Here is a 19,387-nt window from a genome sequence, read left to right on the forward strand (position 1 = left end):
CATTTTCAGCATTGAAACCAAACCATTTTTTATTTTAGAACTAATTTTCTTATTCTGTTTGTCAACTTCCTGTAAAGTTGAGGTCAATCAGATAGATGCGCTTCAGCTAACTGGCTGTGACACCTCTTGCTTCCACCATACACTGACTCTTATGCTTCTGTAAGTGTCTGTTCGATGTTTTTCACAATATTTTCCAGCGTCAAGCCATTTTCTGCTAAGAGTGCCGCTACCTCATAGCGATCGTGGAAAGCTTTATCTAACCCATAAGTTTGTACATGGATCGCTTCATTGCCTAAATAGCCAGCGACCATTTGGCCATATCCGCCTTCCAAAATACCGTCTTCTAGCGTGACGATCAACTGATGTGTTTCTTTTAGTTCATCAAGCAATTCAGTATCTAAACCGGAAATAAATGCTGGATTGATCACTGTGGCTGTCAGTTGGCGTTCTTTTAGTTCAGTCGCAACTTCTTCAGCTAAGCCGTAAAAATTACCCAGACCTAAGATTGCCACTTTTTCACCTTTTTGCATGACTTTGTTCTTATATAACTGACTGTAATCTGTTTGATCCACTTCACCAGTTGATGTCACTGGTCCAACTGGCACTCGGATCGCAACCAATTGATCCGTTTGATCGATCGACCATTCAAGCATCGCTAAGTACTCTTCTTTAGTAGTTGGCGCTAAGTATACCAGATTTGGGATGTGACTTAAAAATGGAATATCAAAAATCCCTAAATGACTTTCATCATTCATGCCATTAACTGAAGCAAGCGTCACTAAAATCGTTCCTGATAAACGATTCAACGCTAAATCATGTGAAATTTGATCGTAACTTCTTTGTAAAAACGGTGAATGGACCGCCCATACAGGTTTTACCCCACCTTTGGCAAGCCCTGCTGTCATCGTCGCCGCATGCTCTTCAGCAATCCCTACATCCACAAATTGACTACCCACTTGTTGACGTTGTTCCGGTGAAAATAAAATCATCGGTGTCCCTGCATTCACAGCCACGACTGTTGGATCTTCGTTCATTTTTTGTAATAAGAAATCGGTCGTCAAACTGCTGTACGTTTCTATCGGTTTAGAAGATCTTAAGTATTCCCCTGTTTCTAAGCTGAACGGACCACCCGCATGAAACTTTTCTCGATTTGCTTCCGCATAAGAAAAACCTTTACCTTTGGTCGTGTGGATATGAAGTACGATCGGTTCTTTTTGATCCTTCACTTCTTCAAACAACTCGATCAAAGCAGTTAAATCATTTCCTGCTTCTAAATAACGATAATCAAGTCCTAAAGATTGAAAGAAGTTGTTTTCTGCCTGACCATTCGTTTCCCTTAACTCTTTAAGATTTTTATAGAGTCCTCCATGATTTTCCGCAATCGACTGATCATTGTCATTGACGATGACGATCGTATTCGTACCAAGTTCAGAAATATTATTCAAGCCTTCGTAGGCTAAGCCACCTGACAAAGAACCATCACCGATCACTGCAATGACATTCGACGTTTCTTTTTTCAAATCTCGTGCCTTTGCTAATCCATTGGCTAGAGACAATGAAGTTGATGTGTGTCCGATCGTAAACAGATCATGTTCACTTTCTAACGGGTTCGTATAACCAGAAACTTCGTTATAATGCGCTTGATCCAAAAACGCTTGCGCTCTTCCAGTCAACATTTTATGCACATAGGTCTGATGTGAGACATCAAATACGAATTGATCTTTCGGAGAATCAAACACATAATGAAGTGCTACGGTCATTTCAACGACCCCTAGATTCGGTCCATTATGCCCACCATACTGGCTGATTTTTTCTAATAATGCGGTACGTGCTTCTTCAACTACTTGTTGTAGCTCTTCTTTTGTCAATTGTTTTAGATCCTGTGGACCCTTGATTTGTTCTAATAACATAGACTAACCTCCTTTATTTCTGCTTTATCATACACCTTGAAGCAAACTCCAAGTCAAGTGATTTTTTTAACAAAACATTCTTATTTTTGAAAATTATGTTCTTAGATGATTTTATGCAGTTTCAAACCTAAAGAAAAAAGCCAGAGATCATTTGATCTGTGACTTTCTTCTCTAAATGAATATTATTTCACAATAACCCGACTCATCTTTTTAGGATTTCGCCGTTTCTCACGTACGATTTGATACATGATGATCACGATCAAAACCACGATCACACCTGTTAAAACGTACAGTACTTGCATTTGTTCTCCCAATGGTGGTAGAGCGCTATCTTTAGGTGGTGTACTGGGTGTGACTGATTCTTTTGGATCACTGGGTTTCGGATTTGTCGGGGTTGCTTCCTGCTTATTAGTTGATTCATCTGTTGCGTTCAACTCTAGTTCGCCGATGACTTCTATCGTATTGGCGCTCGCTTCTATATGATTTTCTGGTAACCCAAGAATCAATAGTCCCAAAACCATGAACAAACAAAGAATTGTTTGTTTTTTATGTTTCATCCAATCACCTCACGATTCGAACTATGGATAAGGATCTCCAGCTTCATCTAGTGCTTCAATATTCAATGTCAACGTACTTGCAATCGAGATCGATCCCTTATCTTCTGGGAAATTCAACGTATCACCAACAATTCCATTAAAAGTAAATGTCGCTGTACTATCTCCTTGTAAATCACCTGGACGTGCATTCGGAGAGGCTAAAGTCATTAAGTTTCCTGATAAGTTTGAATTTACGGATCCATTTTCAATCAAAAGATTCGTACTTCCTAAACTTCCAACTAATGACAACTCATCGATTGCTGAGATATCCCCAGAAGACACGGTATAATTTCCTACACTGATCTGTACTGGACGTGCTGAATTATTTGTGATCGTATGCTCTCCACCTTGGATGGAAGTATAGTCTTCTGGTTCAGTGAAGAAGACAGCTTTTAAAGGCAAAGTCACATTTAGCCATTTGTCTGGGTTTCCTGGTTCTGGTGCTCCTGGATCTGTGTTATCAAATCCTAATGTTCCATCGATTTCCACATCTGCTGTAGTATCGATCGACCCACCCAATGAGTTATCGATTGTCTGATTGTCGCCATCGGTAATAATATCCGCTTGAACACTTGCACCTGCTGCCAATACCGTACCACAAATAAATCCTGTTGCTAAAATATTCTTTAATTTCATCAATTTTCTCCCTTTTCTTCTATAATTTTATTCTAAAGCATGACTGCCTTATTTCTTTTTTACTCATTGACATGGATCATGACGTCAACGGTTGTTTTTCCCATCAGTTTTTTATTGTCTAAATCATAAAATTCTAATTCTACTACCCCTGGATGTTCCCCACTCGACAGGTTTTTTGTCAAGGTCAATTCGGTTACTTCATATCCAGGTTCTAATAAACCTGTTTCATACAATTTTTCTTGAGAATCTTTCACGGACAATATCGCTTGTTGCCCATAACGATTGGTCGGTAAATTTTGGATCCAGATATTTCCCGTCTTCCCATCGGCATTGATGTTGACTTCTGGATAAACATTGATCGTCACATTACTTTCATCGACTGCTTGATTGGCATATTTCTTCAATTGTTCGCCTGTCATCTTTTCCGCATTTTTGATCTCCGGAAAACCATCTGACAAAATCTGCGTTGGTTGGTTATTGGTATACCAATACCAACCAATCGCAACTAACGCAAGCAATAATAAAACTAATACAAGTAATCGTTTTTTCTTTTTTTGTTCATTTTTTTCAATTGCTGTTGGTGTTTCTTGCGTTATGATGTTCACCTTCTTGATTTGTTCAATTTGTCATCGCTGCAAAGTGTAAACTTAAATTGCCCGAGACTTTGTTACTCACTGTTACATCACCGAAATAGGTTCCTGTAAATCCTAGCGCCATTTGAGAATCGGGTTGAATGACCTCAGTCCATCGCGCGCCCGTAAAGGTGCTTGATCGTCCCACTAAAGGTTTATCAGACACTGGCTCTCCTAGACGTTGCAAGTATAAAAGCATCGCTTCTTCCCCTTGCACCCCATGCTCGGGTTCTTCTAAAAAGACGACGTTCGATGTACTTGCTAATTCCACATCCTCTTTTGTATGGAATGCTACGGATAGATTTGTTGTTGTCGAGTGATTGATTACTTGGTAATCCGGGCTTATCACTTCCTCTTCAATCACATCAAAGATCATTTTAACTGGTAACGTCACATGGATCGCCGGATCACTTTCTACAACAAAAGGAACAGTATATTCCCATGTAACAGTTTGACCATTCACTAGTTCTTCACTGACAACGATTTTCCCGCTCGTATTCCCTTCCATAGAAGTATCAGGGTATTGACTGAAGCCCTCGATTTTCAATGTAGGATATTGACTGATATCTAAATATCGATTGATTTGTCGATCTAAATCTTCTTGAGTCATCCCTAAAACGGTTTTTTGTTCTCGTGGATTTAAGCGATCAATGGTTAACTGTTCAAATCCATTCGCCGTGATTTGGTAACGACTTCTTCGCTCCGTCGATCTAGACTGAGCGACATTATTTTGAAAGTTATCTAATCTAGCGCTAGCTTCTCTATGGTATATTTCTACAATTTCGCCTTTCGCAACAGAGATTCTTCGATTTGAACCAAAACTATCCATGATACCCACTCTATCACTTCCATTAGCAGAAAAAGTAACATTTGATGTTTGCTCATTCAACGGGCCATTAGCGATAGTTCCTGAGTTATAGTGCATGATTTGATAGTACATTTCATTCCCAAAATACGAATGAATGGAAACGCCAGATATCAAACTATTATACGTCGCAACAATTTCTGTTTGATCGCTATTCAAACTTAACGTTGCTGCCCGTATATCAGTTCCTTGGAAACTGATTCCTCGTACATTCAACGAATGGCCGAACTGATACGTAACTGGCACATCAAGCGTTGCTAATCTTGTCCCGTTTTTCGATACCTCTATACGTGCTGAATTTCCATTTAATGAATCAGGGAAGCTTACAAAGCGTGCTTCATAATCATCCGTTTCGCTATGATCTTTATACACAGCCACAAAATCTTTTGCGTCATAATCTTTCTCTTCGTACCCATAGTTCAATACTTGACTAACTGGTTGGATGTCAGTGTAATTTCCAATCCCCGTAAAGCCAATAACGCCTTGTCCATTGATGACCCCGATTGAAAAGCGTGTTGCATTGTTACGATTGATCTGGATCGTTCCTGATGCAGCATTTCCAGGCAAATCTGCTTGGTATGGATTAAATAAGCGCACCGATTGACCTGCTAGATCCAATGTCGTTGTTACTTGATTTGTTGATACCGCTCGATCGACTTCTGGTTGGATCGAGTGTAAAAATTCAGAAGGTTGCACGTCATTCGTTTGCCATTTCAAATATGGGTAGGTTCGATTCGCACTGCTCCCCAAAGCAAAGCCTGTCAACCACTTTTCGCCAAATCCAAGCTCACTGATTGTCGCATCGATCAAACCAGTCGTCAGTCTTGCCTCGCCGACACCTGTCGTTGAAGTTTTTCTTGTAGTTGTTGTATCAAAATAGACATTATTGGCTGTAATTCCTGTTGTTGTATTCGTGATTGGTTGCCCTCCTGTAAATCCAGCAACAAAGAAATTATTTAATTGCACTGTCGCTGCTGAAGCAACCACTCCGATCCCTCCATTGCCATTCGTTGAACCAACGCTATAACTATCATTGACACTCAATTGTCCATTTCCTTCAAGCCTACCAATCAAGCCACCAGAACCATCTGTCACACTTCCTAACATATACCCATTGTGATAACTCTCATTGATCGTCACGTTTCCTGATGCACGACCTACAAAACCACCTGCAAAACTGTTTGCACTTCGGATATCACTAGAATTTATACTTCTTTCAATCACTACTCGGGCATTCCCTCCAGTAAGGCCAATCATCCCACCACGATAAGTAGAGGATGCAGAAGCAACCGTTGATTGCGCCTCGCTTTGAGTATCACTGATCGTGATGGTACCCGATGCTTCTCCGATCAATCCACCTAAGTTTAGACTATAATTATTATCACCAGTAAAGCGTACTCTTGATGTAGTTCGCTCGATCGTAGTCTTTCCTGTCGTACGACCCACTAAACCACCTAGCAAACCATTCGAGGTGTGCGTATGGACAGAGTTTGACAGTAGGCTATTCCTAATCGTCAAACGACCATTATTATTTCCAACAAGAGAGCCGCTACCATTTGATTGGTTCGAAGCAATCCTAGTGCTTCGATCAAACATGATGTTTTCCAGTTCAACGACTCCGCCTGTATTGATTTGACCGATCAATCCTGCCGTATAGTTCATAAATGACTGGGATCTGGTATTTCTAACGCTCAAGTTCTCAAAACTCAGATTCTCGATCTGTAAGGAACCAGTGCCTGTTGATTGGATAAAGCCTAAATCGATTTCTGCACTAGTCAATGTTAAGTTTCTGATCACCGCATGATTACCAATCAGTTTTGCTCCATAGGTTTGTCTGCCAGGGAAGGTCCCTGCATTAGCCATGTCGATTGCGACACCATCTTCTGGCTCGATCGAATAGTTTTCATCATCTCGATCAAAAGGTGCTTGTCTATTCAAAAATCGACTTAGATCTGCAGCTGTTCGAATGACTGTTTGCACATAATTTGCTGTGACAGTAGCATTTTCTGTTCCCATTGTAAAAGTAGCGGTGCGATTTGTCTGATTGATATTACTCAACGTGCTTCCCGTTCCAGTGACACTAAAACCAACGAAACGATACCCTTGACTTGGTTCAGCGGCTTGAATCGTCGTTGTTTCCCCTTCGATAAAGTTCGTTAGGTCAGCAGATGGATCGGATGCACTTCCAGTTAACGGATCTCTAGTCAACGTCAATTCCATCCGGCGTGCGGTAAAACCAACAACACCTTGTGGATTGATGACACCGATTGAAAAGCGTGCCGCACCATTACGGTTGATCGTTCGTTCTCCTGAAGACGCGTTACTTGCCAAGCCAGCTGTATATGGATTAAACAGTTTCAGCGAGCCAGTTTGTAAGTCTAACGTTACAGTCACTTGGTTTCCACTCACCGGACGATCGACCATAGGATTAATACTATTCAAAAACATCGAAGGTTGCGTATTGTTTGTTTGCCAGTTCAAATATGGATACGTTTTATTCGTTCGTTGGCTGACAGAAAAATCGGTTCGCCAACGAGAACCAAACCCTAGTTCATCGGTGGCTGATTCAATCAATTCCAATGTTGTTTTCGCTTCACCGACTCCTGTCGTTGACGATTTGTTTGTGGTACTTGAATCATAGTAGACATTGGTCGCTGTAATACCAGCCGTGGCTGATGTGATCGGTTGCCCACCGGTAAATCCAGCAACATAGAGTTGACTAAGTATGACCGGATTGTTCATTTGGTTGTTTCCGATCACTCCATTACCGTTCGACGAACCAATACTGTAACTATCTGAAATAGCTAAAGTGCCATTACCTTCAGAGATTCCTATAAAAGCACCCGTTCCGATCGTTGTACTTCCTTGTACATGTCCATCATGGTAACTTTCCTCGATTCTAGCAGAACCAGATAATCGCCCGATAAAACCACCAACGTAACTGTTATTACCACGCATATCACCAGAGTTGATACTTCGTTGGATCGTGATATTTGCTGAAGCAACGCCACGACCAATAAAGCCTCCTCGGTAAGTCTCATCCGTTGAATTTACAGTGGTACGCGCTTCGCTCTTAGAATCAATGACAGATACTTGTCCACTGGCTTCTCCAACGAAGCCACCGATATTCAATGAGAAATTATTTCCTCCAGTAAAATTCACTCGTGATAAACTATCTTGGATAGTCAATTGACAGACACTAGTACCAACAAAACCACCGAGCAAGCCATTTGAGGTTTTCGTGCTTAGGGTCCCTGATACACGACTATTCATGATCAGTGTTGTTCCATTATTTTGCCCAACTAATCCTCCGGCTCCATTTGGTTGATTCGCAGAAATCTGGCTCGTTCCATCAATACTGATGTTTTCAAGCTCAGCTATTCGCCCACCACCTACTTGAGCCATAAGTCCAATATACGTAGTAAACGATTGGCCTCTAGTGCTATCAATTGTCAAACCTTCAAAATGTAGATCTTCTATTCGTGCCGTGCCGCTATTTATCTCACGAATAAATCCGACACTTGATTCACCACCGCGTATAGTTAGATTTTTGATTGTTGCGTTATTCCCTTTCAACACGCCAGTAAAGTTCGCGCGGCCAATAAATTCCCCTTCACCAGACATATCGATTGTTTGACCGTCTACTGGTTCAATCGAATAGGTCTCATCATCTCGATTAAATGGCGCTTGACTATTTAAAAATCTGCGTAGATCTTCCGCTGTCCAAATAACTGTTTGTTGATAATTCGCTGTGACCGTTGCGTCTGCTGTTCCCATCGTGAAAGTAGCCGTTCGATTGACTAAATCAAGATCAGTGATCGTGCTATTCGCACCAGTCACCGTGAAACCATCAAAACGATACCCATAATTTGCTTCTGGAGCAGTAACAACGATCGATTCTCCTTCAAGAAAATTAGTTTTATCAATCACAGGATCACTTGAACTTCCAGCCGCAGGTTGACGGGTCACATTTAAATCCATACGTCGCGCAGTAAAACCAACGACCCCTTGCTCATTGATGACACCAATAGAAAAGCGTGAGGCACCATTACGGTTGATCATTTGTTCTCCTGCTGAAGCATTACTTGCTAACCCTGCGGTGTATGGGTTAAACAGTCGCAGTGAATCATTTTGCAAATCCAACGTCACAGAAACTTGATTGCCAGTCACTGAACGATCGACCATTGGATCGATACTATTGAAAAACATTAAAGCCTGTGTATCATTCGTTTGCCAACTTAGATACGGATAAGTCTTATTCGTTCGTTGACTCACGGAGAAATCCGTTCGCCAACGATTGCCAAATCCTAAGCCACCAGTTGTAGTTTCGATCAGTTCTAACGTCGTTTTCGCTTCACCAACACCTGTCGTTGACGATTTGTTTGTTGTACTGGAATCATAATAAACATTGGTCGCTGTAATACTAGTCGAATCTGATGTGATGGGTTGTCCTCCGGTAAATCCAGCAACAAAAACTTGACTAAGCGTGACACTATTGGATTCCTGATTCACGCCGATCACCCCGTTGCCGTTGGAGGAGCCGATGCTGTAACTATCGACAATCACAAGCGAATTATTGCCGTCACCTAAACCAACAAACCCACCAGTTCCCAGACTGGTACTTCCTTGGACATGCCCATTATGGTAGCTTTCTTCGATCCTTGCAGTTCCAGACATGCGCCCGATAAAGCCACCAACTGAACTATTATTTCCTCGCATGTCACTTGAATTGACACTTCGTTGGATCGTGGCACTTCCTGAATGAGCGACACGAGAAATAAAGCCGCCTCGACTCGTTCCGCTTGCTGAATTGATACCTGTCCGACTTTCACTTCTCGAATCAGTGATCGTCACTTGACCATTCGTTTCACCAACTAAACCACCGACACTTAACGTAAAGTTCCCGCCCCCTGTAAATGTTACTTGGGAGAAACTGTTTTCGATCATCAATTGTCCTTGGTTTTGTCCAACGATACCGCCCATCAATCCGTTCGAAGTATTCGTATGTAACGTTCCTAAAACCTCGCCGTTTTTGATTGTGGCAGTGCCGTTGTTGATGCCGATCAAGCCGGCACTTCCATAAGGTTGACTCGCTGAGATCTCACTGTGTTCGTCGATTTTGATATTTTCAAGTTCAATCGATGTGCCACTTGCCACTTGCCCAATGATTCCAGCCGAGTAAAACTGCGTTCTCGTATTGTTGACAGTCACCCGTGACAAAGTTAGATTCTCGATGCGAGATTGGTTACCTCCATTGAGTGTTTGAATCAAACCAAGAGCAGCACTGGAAGCAGTTAATGAAAGATTGGTGATCGTCGTACCATTACCGATCAAGTTCCCAGAAAATTGACTTCTACCTGTAAAGTTACCTTTTCCAGCCATGTCGATTGTTTGATTTGTCTCTGGTTCAAACGTATAAGTTTGACTATTTGAATCGTATGGAAATTCACTTCGTAAGAATCTTTCTAAATCATCCGCATTGCGGATAACGGTTGATGCGTATTCCGCTGTAACAGTTGCATTTTCACTGCCCATCCTGAATGTTGCCGTGCGATTCGTTAGATCAACATTGGAAATGGTACTATCTGCTCCAGTTACACTAAAACCTGAAAAACGATACCCTGGTAATGCAGGTGCAGCGGTAACGACTGTTTCTTGTCCCATTTGCAAAGTATTTGAACCAGCTGTCGGGTCAGTATTACTCCCGGCTTGAGGATTTCGATTCAACGTGAGTGCCTGATCCGCTAGTTCATAACGAGCGGTCACTGATGCATTTTCTGACCCCATAGTAAATGTAGCAGTGCGGTTAGTTGTATTCACATTACTGATTGTTCCCCCAGTCCCACTTACATCAAATCCTGCGAAACGATATCCAGGAGCTGCAGGAGCCGCACGAACCGTCGTTGTTTCTCCCATCACTGAACTCGTTTTATCTGCTGTTAAGCTTCCTGTGCTACCTGGACCATTATTCTGATTGAGTGACAAAGTTTGAGTAGTTAGCGAATATATTGCCGTTAGAATCGCATCCTCAGTTCCAATAGTCATACTCCCACCTAAGCTAGGTGGTATATGGTTAAGCCAGCTTCCAGCACCTGTGAGTTCAAACCGATCAAACTGATAACCTGGATTGGGCGCTCCGGCACGAATCACCCCCCACGTACCAGGAACCAGTGGTCCTGTTGGAAAGGTCGGTAATACTTGACTTCCTTCAGGAGGTTCAACTCTGCCAGTCACCGTATATACCGGTGGCACATAGGCCGCTTCGGAGAACTCAGTGCGCATTGCTGAAACGAGAGTTTCTCTATGATTTCTATGCCACATTTGTATAAACGAAGAGGAATGATAGAAATATGAATTAACTATCCAACTGACATCAAGTGTAAAAACGTTTGATTGAGCAAATGTACTTCTCCTAACAGATGTTCTTTCTACAACGATTCGATAGGGATGAAAATCTGCTAACACCCCTTCGCTGTCGCCTGAACGAGCCACAGGGTCCTTAAACCCATATGATTCTCTTTCGAAAACCGTAATTCTAAAATTATCACTATTTGCTTGGATCCTTGGGACAAACTCATAGTCACTTCTTACAGGATTCCCCCATATATTAGAACCAGAATTGATGATATCCCCTCCATTTGGAGTATAGATATATTGTCGAGGTAAATAAAATGTCCCTGCAATGGTATCACCAATTTCTGAACCAATCGCATTGTTGCTATTGTCCCAAGCAATAACTGCTCTACTGTCGTTCATCAAATAATTAGAGTATGTTTGTGGAAACTGTGTTCTTCCACTACCACTAGCATTTCCTTTAAGAAAACGAGAAATCCAAAAATTATCTAAGTTCGTCAATTCACCCATTCTGGATGAGATTCCATTTCCATCTAGCAACTCATCTGTTACATCTGGCGTATCTGAATCTTGGATATGTAAATCCTTAATAAGATCTGCCCGTTCTTCTTCTGTGAATTGGACTGTTGGACTTGATTCTTCTACTAAATCTCCTATTTCTTCTGTTGTCTCAGGTATACCATCTGTCGTTTCGATTTCGGTAATCGAACTATCAATTGTTTCAGCAATCACCCCTACACTATTCCCTAATGACGAGAAGAGCATCAGAACGACCAAAATCATTTGTACTATTTTCTTTCTATAAAAATGAGTCATTTATCTCCTCCTACTCTACACGTGATGCCTCCCGTGTAGTCATCTGCTGATTGTTTTTGGCAGAAAGCTATACTCACTGTTTTTTATGTGTTTTTTCTATATCTTGCGCCTTCTGTTTGATGAAAGCTACAGATACGTAACTGAATATTCTTCCATAACATCGCAACTATAAAAGGTCATTTGATCTCCAACAGTTGTTTATGGTGGCATCTATTCGTTTTTTATTCAACCTACTTTAGGTGTATCACACTCCTTTTAGCTCCGATGAAAATATAATTATAAATAACAAAGGAACACGTTATGGTTTTTGACTTCCCTTTAGTATAATAACATTAATATACGCATTTTTTATTTTTGTTTTTTTTATAAAGTAGAAAAATTTAACACTCGTTTTTCACTTGTAAGTTGTCAAAACCATATAATAGCAGGGATAAATAAACTCCAAAATCTCTGTTGCAATCAATTATTTTCTTCAACAGAAAAAAATACGAACTTTAAGCCCCGTAATTTTCTATCATCATTTTTTCATAAAAAACAGAGAGATCACTTTCATTTTAAATAACATAATTATTTAAAAAACGTTTATGTATTATTCTAACTTTAACCACATTTGTTTCCTCAATCCATTTTATTTCCAGATTATAATAATTTTTTATTTCAAACAGTTGTTTTTTTTGTATACTTATAATATGCACAAATTCCCCTTGAATCAAAAGTACGATTTTACTTACATAAAAAATAGAAAAATTAGATTGGAAGCCAAAATAATGGAAAATTTACCTATGACTTTGCAACTGGATAATCAGTTCAAGCGTCAATATCAGATTCTGAATATGGTACATATGAACAAAGTAAATCAAATCACTATCAATGATCTCTCAGATAACTTAGAAAAATCGAAACCCACGCTCAAAAAAGATATTGAAGCAATCAACTTAGCATTGGATGCGCATTGCATCTCACTAACGATCGATCAAAAAGGTGCATTATCGATCCAATACAAAAAAGCTTTGACAATCGATACGATGATCACCTTACTGGCAAAGAGAACGATCACTTATCAGCTCATGGATCTACTGCTCCATAACGTCACTTACTCAACTGATGAATTAGTGACAGCATTGATGGTCTCTAGAAGTACGATTTTCAAGACGATCCGCCATATGAACAATATCTTAAAAGAATTCAATGTCACGATCACAACTGGGCCGTTGACTTTATCGGGCAGCGAAGAGGATATCCGTTTTTGTTTCTTTGCTTTTTATTCCAGCTTTGGTGATAGTACGATCATTGATGATGATAGCGAACTTGATGCACAGTATTTAGTCAAAGAAGGGCATAAAAGAGATCTCGCTTTTTTACATTTCAGTCATTTCCGCGCTGCGTTATGGTTATCGATTGCCAAAGCCCGATGGAAGTGTAAAAAGTTCTGTAACTTGAATCGTAGAATCAAAGTATTGATCAAGAGTAGTAAAGGCTTCTCTTCACTTGAGCGATTGTTACAGGATTACTATGTTTCACGGTCCAATGAAACACTCTCACTAAATGAAACCATGTGGTTGTATTTGATTTCGCTCCATTGCATTTCGTACACACGTCAAAAAAACTTAGATGACGGTCGTTCCTACGCGTTTTATCGGGAAGAAAATCCTAATATTATTGAAGCGATCCATCGTTTTCTAGCGACTGTTTTTCCAGAAAAAATGATCGAAGATGGTTCATTAGAAAAAATGGAAGCTTTCTTGGTCAATGTTCGTTTACTTTCTAAAATGAGTCATACATACGAATTACATTCGCCCACGATGATGATGCAAATGAAAGAGCGTCATCCGGAGATCTACCAAGTATGGTACGAAAAACTAACTACGCTAAAAAACAATCCTCTTTTCGGGTTTGTTCATATCGACTATCTCGCAGCAGCGTTGACGACGTTCCATGCGTCACTTTTATTGAAACAATCACATCGTCCTTTACGTATCTTGTTTACGATCCAAGGACCGCCATCTTTAGATGATTACATCCTGAATGAGATCGAAGCGCTTTTTATGCAACGTTCAACGGTCGAATTTCAAATCGAACAGGCGGTAACGAAAGAATCAATTGAAACGTATCAAGCCGATCTAGTGGTTTGCAATTATGATCTACATTTGATTGATGAACATACTTGCCAAATCCATCGGATATCGAATATCCCGACGATTGCCGATTGGCGCCTTTTGATGGAGACAATCACTTATTTGTCTCTTCCTAATTATTTAGAAAGCGAATAAAAAAAGTACGATTCATTGCTGTATGCCCACTATTATAGAAAAAGAGTGCCCCGCTTATTGATTGCAGGTCACTCTTTTTGTTATCGTATTCGTCTTATTCGACATCAAAGTTTAGGAAGATTTTTTCTTTTTTTCTTTCTGCTATCTGTAACGCTTGACGATAGTCAGAAATTGGGTAAATAGGTGCTGTACTTAGTAGATTCAATTGTTTTTGTTCAACCAACTGGAATAATCGTTGAAAAGTTTGCTGCCACTCTTCATTTGAGACCGAATCCGCCCAATGCCTTAAATGATAAACCTTGACTTTGATCGGTAATGTATGGATAAACGACCAATCGACCTGGTGACCAGATAGCAATCCGATGGCAATGAACTTCCCATAAGGATGGATCGCTCGTGCCAAGATTTCACCACTTTTCCCACCGACTTGATCGATAGCTGCACGAACACCCTTACCATTCGTATGGGTCAAAATTTGATGCAATGCTGTTTCTTCATCCCAAAGAACGACCAAATCAGCCCCCAATTCAGTCAACTCTTGTTGATATTTTTCATGGCGGACGATTGCAATGACTTTAAAGGATAGGATTCTGCTGAGCTGGATAAAGATTCTGCTAATCGAAGAATTACCTGCATTGATCAAAAGATAGTCATCATGATTCAACTTTAACTCTTTGGTGCAGATCAGCCAAGCGGTCACAGGATTGATGTACATTTGAGCAGCAGTCAAACGATCGATCGAGTGAGGAACAACAATTAAGTCATTTTTTGACGATGTGTGATACGTTTGCCAAGTGCCCGCGGCTCGTAATGGCAAGACTTGTTGTCCTATCATCGCTTCATCCCGTGGATCGGTCACTTGAACGATTTCACCAACACCTTCATAACCAGCAATCTGTGGTAAGTCGATGCGATGCGCATAAACGCCATGGATTGGAATCAAATCAGAAGGATTGATTGGAGCGATCAGCATTTTGACCAAGACTTCTCCTGGTCTCAAAGCAAGTGGGTATTCTTCCATCTGGACTACCTCATGGGGCAGGCCAAATTCGCGGTAAATCAAACAGCGATTTTTCATATTTTACTCCTTTAACGATCTTTAGCTTCTTTTAACAAGTGTATCATTTACTCGCGACAAAAAGAAGGAGAAGTGACGAATGTCGCTCCTCCTAACTTCTCCATTTCTTAAAATGATTCCTGTCAAAATCAATCTGTCATCAATCAGCCGCTACGACCGTTACCTTGACAGTTTTTTCCCCATGGCCATACTGATTTCCCATAAGTGTCACTTCGTATTCTCCAGGAATAGGCAAAACATTGGTTTGTTTGATTATTGCACCTTTTACAACTTTGCCATCACTATAGACTGTTCGTGCATTGGTCGCTTTGACGATCGATGCTTCATCTGTTTCATCGACTGTAATGACAGCATCTTCTGCCAGAAATGTGTACCCTTCTGTCAGATTCTCAGAACGAACGATCACCTGGACCGTTTTCTCGATATCCCCTTTATCGATACCGATCGTTACTTCATAGTAACCAACTTCGTCTTTGACTGTAGATGCTTTGATGATTGGTTTTGCTTCGACTGGTTGACCAGAAAAATCTGTCACAGTGGCCCCGACTGCCGCTAAGATTGTCTGATCATCCGTATGTCCAACTGTCACAGCTGCATCCCATGCATTTAAAAGATATTCCTGTTGCGGTAGAGATTCACCCACCACTTTGATTTTCACTGTTTTTTCCACATGATCCTCTTGTGCGATACCAATCGTCACTTCATATTCTCCAGGAATATCTTGGACTGTACTGCTTTTGATGATTGGCTCGATTTGCTTTCCTAATGTCTGGTTGAATACAAAAGCATTTGTTGCTATAAGAAGAGAGTTATCATCAATTTGACCAACTGGTACTTCGGCATCGTCTGCTAACAATAAGTAATCAGAACTCGGCTGTTCAGTTTCAGCGCCCTCAACCGTTACATTGACTGTCTTTTCGATAGAAGTATCTTGGCTGATACCTAAAGTCACTTGGTAAACGCCAGCTTCGTCTTTGATCGTTGAATTTTTGACAATAACAGATACCTCTCGCCCTTGACTATCATATGCGACTGCTTTTGTTGCTTCGATGATGGAACGGTCATCTGTTCGTCCAACCGTAGTAAATCCATCATTGGCGTAAAGTTCATAGGACACTTCTGGTTCGGTCGTGCTCTCACCGATGACTGTTACTTGGATCGTCTGCTCAATCGATTGATCTTTATCGACCGCGATCGTTGCTTCATAAACCCCCGCTTTATTCTCAACAGTAGATGATTTGATGATTGGATGAGCTTCGTAAGATAAGAACCCGTTTTGATCCACGACCTCAGCACCACTCGTCCAAAGAATTACTGCTTCATCCGTTTGTCCAACTTGTAGAGTGATTTGTGTTTCCTTTACTTTCAATCGATACTTTGATTGATTTTCTGGATCTTGTACAGTGATCTTCACCGTTTTTTCGACAGAAGCATCTTGGGCGACCCCAAATGTGATTTCATACTCTCCAGGCTTGTCTTGGACGGTCGACTGTTTAACGATCACTCTTCCAATTTTTCCTGTTGTACCATCAATGGCAAAAGCTCCTGTTGCCTCGATCAACGATTGTTCATCGGTTTGACCAACATTGACTGTCGCATCTTCAGCAAGCAATTGGAAATCATAAATACCTGTTGTTCCACCATTATCTTGCATGACAGTGACAGTGATCGTTTTTTCAAGACTTAGATCTTTATCCACAGAAATCGTTGCCTGATAGACTCCCGGACTATCTTGGACAGTAGATGACTTGATCACTGCTTTTGCATCTGCTGGTTCGCCGCGATGATTCGTGATCGTTACGTTTGCTGCTGCAATGATCGATGCATCATCTGTTTGGCCCACCATGACATAAGCATCTTGCGCACTGAATGTGTAATTTTCTTTATCTGTGACAGTGACTTTGATCGTTCGTTCCACACGAGCATCTTGATTGATTCCTAGGGTCATCTCGTATTCACCTACTTGATTTTCAACGGTAGAGTTTTTTACGATAACCTCGAATCTTTCACCTTTTTCGTTTCGTGCATAGGCACCTGCAGATTTCAAGATGAAATCTGTATCCGTCTGACCAACTAAGACCGTCACATTATCTGCTATAATCGAATATTTTGGTTCTTCTTTATCCGTCAAAACTGTGACTTTTACGGTTTTCTCCACACTGGCATCTTCTTTTAAGCCAATGGTCAGTTGGTATACCCCCGGTTTTGCTTCAACGTTTGTTTCTATGACATAAGGTGTAAAACCACTTAATGGTTCCCCCTCTTCATCAATGACTTTCGCATCTGCGGCAATCAAGAGTGACATATGATCTGTTTTTTCAGGCAAAACAATCGCATCTTTTACAACTAACTCATACTTTTGTTCTAAGCTATTGATTTGTTCTTGGGCGGAAGTGATCGAGTTTAGTAATGAGTTGTTTAGTTCACTCGTACTTACCGGATCTGCCTCCTTATGCTTTTCTACTGATAACATGGTTGCTGACACATTGGAAAATGGTACCATCATCGTCGACACAGAAAGTCCGAGCAACATCAACTGACACATTGTTTTCCTTTTTTTCATAATGTAGATCATCCTCCTAAAAATTTAACGCAACAATTTCTATGTATAGATATTTTATCTAATCATAGCCCCCTCATATTGGCGCTTTCTACAAAGAAATAACAAGTATCATTTCTTTACACCAAAATAATAACATCTATTATCGTCTGTATTGTGCTTTTTATTTCCAATTACAGAAATAAATTAACACTATAAAATAAAAAACCCTCATCTTTATTTCTCGTTATAAAAAGAACATCAGATTATTAGAATTCTTTCAGTATCTTAAATTTTCTTACTGATTAAAAAAAACAAATTGAACGTTCTCGCATAAGGAAATACGACTTGGACATTACGGATCGTTCGTTTGATGATATACTTGATAAATGAAACCCTTACCAACTATTCACAACAAGCAGTTGAAGGAGGTCCACACTTATGGATACAGCCTATCTATTAAAAAGAAAAATCGACCAACAAGAACCTATCGATGAGCCAATGAGCTACCTTGAACAGTCGTCGATCGTCAAAAAGTATGAACAACAAGAAAATCTATCTGCCTTAGGAAAGATTTTTGCTTTGATCGGTTTGGCGGAAATTCCTTACGCAAACCAATTGCCAGTTACTCAGTCACTGATCCAATACGTTGATGACCATCTTGCGACAAATGATGGCTTTTCCTATACTGGCAAAGCAGAAGATATCGTCCCTTGTTACAATGCAATGCTACTGGAAGCTTATGTTCGTCTGGGGTTAGGACAGACACCTGCGGCACAGCGAGCGCTGATGTGGATCAAAAACTACCAATTATTTGAACGAAACCAAACAACGACTTGGACAGGACGGGGGATTTGTCAACATGGTGGTTGTTTGAGAAAAACACCTTGCTACATCGGTATCGGGAAGAGTATTCGTGCATTGATCACTTACCAGAAAGTAGTTGATCCAGCTGACCTTAAAGTCAATCAGATGATCGATGAAGGTATAACCTATATGCAAAAACACCAATGGTTCAAACGGTTATCAAATGAGCAACCCATCTCTGCGCATATTACAGAAAATATGTTTCCACAAGGCTATGTTTTGTCTCTGACAGATCTTGTCTACATTGCTTCTCATCGCAAAGAACTCGATAAAGAGGCATTAAAACCACTGATCGAGTTACTCAAAATGAAACAAACAAAAACAAACGGTTGGAAAAACGAATATATCTATCGCTATAACGGCTATCAACCGTTTAGTTCCCGCCGGCAAGACTGTCCGTGGATCACCGAAATAATTTTACAATTTCTGCAATCGAACTCGGAAATACCTTTTTAAAAGAATGGTCGATATATAACAAACGAACGAAATATCAGATTTTTTATCGTTATTAAAAAACGAACGTTCTACATGCTCAACATATCACTAAACACTATAAATCAAGCTTTTTTTGATAAAAACTCCTTATTTTTGAATTTTAACTAAAAAAAATATTTTGTTATGATACTATTATCAGTTTTAAAAATAACAAAAAAACGGTATTATTTGGTTATAAAGATGATAGAGGAGTGAATGACGTTGGTCCAATTAAGTAAGTTTTTATTTTGGTTCCCTTTTAGCATTGCCGCGCTAGCATTCTTTTATTTCTTTAAAATAACTAAGCGCACCTTTTTGATTTTTTTAGCTGCGTGCCCTGTGATTTACTT

9 protein-coding genes are annotated in these 19,387 nt (G+C 40.3%); 2 read left to right on the forward strand and 7 right to left on the reverse strand.

All coding sequences use genetic code 11. The features are described 5' to 3' along the window. Window positions 1-149 precede the first annotated feature (149 nt). The 5 genes from DOK79_RS15150 to DOK79_RS15170 all read right to left on the reverse strand — a co-directional run bounded on the left by DOK79_RS15150 (window position 150) and on the right by DOK79_RS15170 (window position 11,809). Complete coding sequence (locus DOK79_RS15150) at window positions 150-1,910, reverse strand: 1-deoxy-D-xylulose-5-phosphate synthase (RefSeq protein ID WP_206859159.1); 1,761 nt, start codon at window positions 1,908-1,910, stop codon at window positions 150-152. A 182-nt stretch (window positions 1,911-2,092) separates the two neighbouring features. Further along, complete coding sequence (locus tag DOK79_RS15155) at window positions 2,093-2,467, reverse strand: hypothetical protein (protein WP_206859160.1); 375 nt, start codon at window positions 2,465-2,467, stop codon at window positions 2,093-2,095. A 21-nt stretch (window positions 2,468-2,488) separates the two neighbouring features. Continuing rightward, complete coding sequence (locus tag DOK79_RS15160; RefSeq protein WP_206859161.1) at window positions 2,489-3,142, reverse strand: hypothetical protein; 654 nt, start codon at window positions 3,140-3,142, stop codon at window positions 2,489-2,491. A 59-nt stretch (window positions 3,143-3,201) separates the two neighbouring features. After that, on the reverse strand, window positions 3,202-3,747 hold the full coding sequence (locus DOK79_RS15165) for a hypothetical protein (RefSeq protein ID WP_206859162.1): 546 nt from the start codon (window positions 3,745-3,747) through the stop codon (window positions 3,202-3,204). 13 nt (window positions 3,748-3,760) lie between these two features. Next, window positions 3,761-11,809 (reverse strand): InlB B-repeat-containing protein, encoded by an 8,049-nt coding sequence (locus DOK79_RS15170; RefSeq protein ID WP_206859163.1) that lies wholly within the window; start codon window positions 11,807-11,809, stop codon window positions 3,761-3,763. Between the two features lie 767 nt (window positions 11,810-12,576). On the opposite strand from DOK79_RS15170, the gene DOK79_RS15175 reads away from it, so the two are divergent. Continuing rightward, window positions 12,577-14,079, forward strand: coding sequence for a helix-turn-helix domain-containing protein (locus tag DOK79_RS15175; protein ID WP_206859168.1), 1,503 nt, complete (start codon window positions 12,577-12,579; stop codon window positions 14,077-14,079). Window positions 14,080-14,173: 94 nt separating this feature from the next. On the opposite strand, the gene DOK79_RS15180 is transcribed toward DOK79_RS15175, so the two are convergent. Then, on the reverse strand, window positions 14,174-15,157 hold the full coding sequence (locus tag DOK79_RS15180) for a zinc-dependent alcohol dehydrogenase family protein (RefSeq protein WP_242543349.1): 984 nt from the start codon (window positions 15,155-15,157) through the stop codon (window positions 14,174-14,176). Window positions 15,158-15,296: 139 nt separating this feature from the next. Then, window positions 15,297-17,720 carry a hypothetical protein gene (locus DOK79_RS15185; RefSeq protein ID WP_206859169.1) on the reverse strand — a complete coding sequence of 808 codons (2,424 nt, stop codon included), beginning with the start codon at window positions 17,718-17,720 and terminating at the stop codon, window positions 15,297-15,299. Window positions 17,721-18,137: 417 nt separating this feature from the next. Here DOK79_RS15185 and DOK79_RS15190 point away from each other — a divergent pair, with 417 nt between their 5' ends. Beyond that, entirely contained in the window at window positions 18,138-19,019 is an 882-nt protein-coding gene (locus tag DOK79_RS15190) for a hypothetical protein (protein WP_206859170.1), read from the forward strand. Window positions 19,020-19,387 lie beyond the last annotated feature (368 nt).

The sequence above is a fragment of the Enterococcus sp. DIV1094 genome (assembly GCF_017316305.2).
Classification (GTDB): Bacteria; Bacillota; Bacilli; order Lactobacillales; family Enterococcaceae; genus Enterococcus_B; species Enterococcus_B mangumiae.